Raw genomic sequence first — 1,014 nt, 5'->3', positions numbered from 1 at the left:
GCCCGCCAGCGACGCACGTCGGCGAGCTGCGCCGCGGTGAGCACGCTCTTGCGTGGGTTCACCAGGCGCACCGACCGGATCGTCAGCGAGCCGCTCGCCGCGGTGATGCCGGGCAACGTGGCGAGCTGGATGCCCCGCAGCCGGCAGCCGTCCCGGCACATCGCGACCCGCTGCTGGTAGGTGTACAGACCGGCGTGCAGGCGGTCCAGCTGCACGTTGGTCTGGGCGCCGGTCCTCGAGCTCAGGGACACGGTCAGCCGGACGGCGCCGTCGAGGTTCCCGCGGGTGACCGCGTCCACGGTGATGTCCTGGCCGTCGACCACGATCGGGGCGCCGGCCGGTGGGCGCAGCGCCGCGGCCACCTCACGTACGGGCGGCGCGCCCGCCGGCCAGGTCGCCACGGTCTCGAGTCGCGTGGTGTCCAGGGCGAGCCCGAGCGGCTCGCCCTGACCGCCGCCGAGCAGTTGTGCTGCGGCCATCGCGAAGTCGCCGTCCGGGTCCACCGCGCGGACCGCGGACAGCAGCTTCGCACGGCTGACCTGCTCGACGCCGATCACCCGGTCCGCGCCGTTGCCCAGCTCGGCGGCCACCGTCCGGTCCTGGGCGGCGACGTCGGCGGCGGTGGCCGCGTACCCGATGACGGCGACGGCGGCGACGAGCAGGGTGACCAACCGCGCCGCGCCGGCCCGCCGGGAGAGCTGGAAGCCGGCCAGGGCCGTGCCGAGCCGGCCGCGGCGCAGCGCGCGGGCGGCGAAGCGGGTGATCAGGGCGATCCCACCACGGGCGGTGACCAGCGCGAGCGCGACCGTGAGCAGCGCGGCGGCGAAGACGCCGACGCCGTCCAGCTCGCCGTCGGAGATCACCAGTTGTGCGGTGGTCACCGCGGCCAGCACCAGCACCGCACCGCCGAGCGCGAAGGCCCGGGCGCCGGCGGTCGCCACCGGGGCGCGGCGCAGGAGCTGCGCGACCCCGCTGACCAGCTGGCGTCGCTGGGCGAGCACGGCGGCGAGCAGA

1 pseudogene is annotated in these 1,014 nt (G+C 76.6%); it reads right to left on the bottom strand.

Going from position 1 to position 1,014, the window contains the following annotated elements:
- Window positions 1-1,014: pseudogene (locus AB0M20_RS45685) on the bottom strand (hypothetical protein); the annotation flags it as partial.

It is taken from the genome of Actinoplanes sp. NPDC051633, from assembly GCF_040681735.1.
Classification (GTDB): domain Bacteria; phylum Actinomycetota; class Actinomycetes; order Mycobacteriales; family Micromonosporaceae; genus Actinoplanes.
This window is presented reverse-complemented; position numbering and strand designations above follow the sequence as displayed.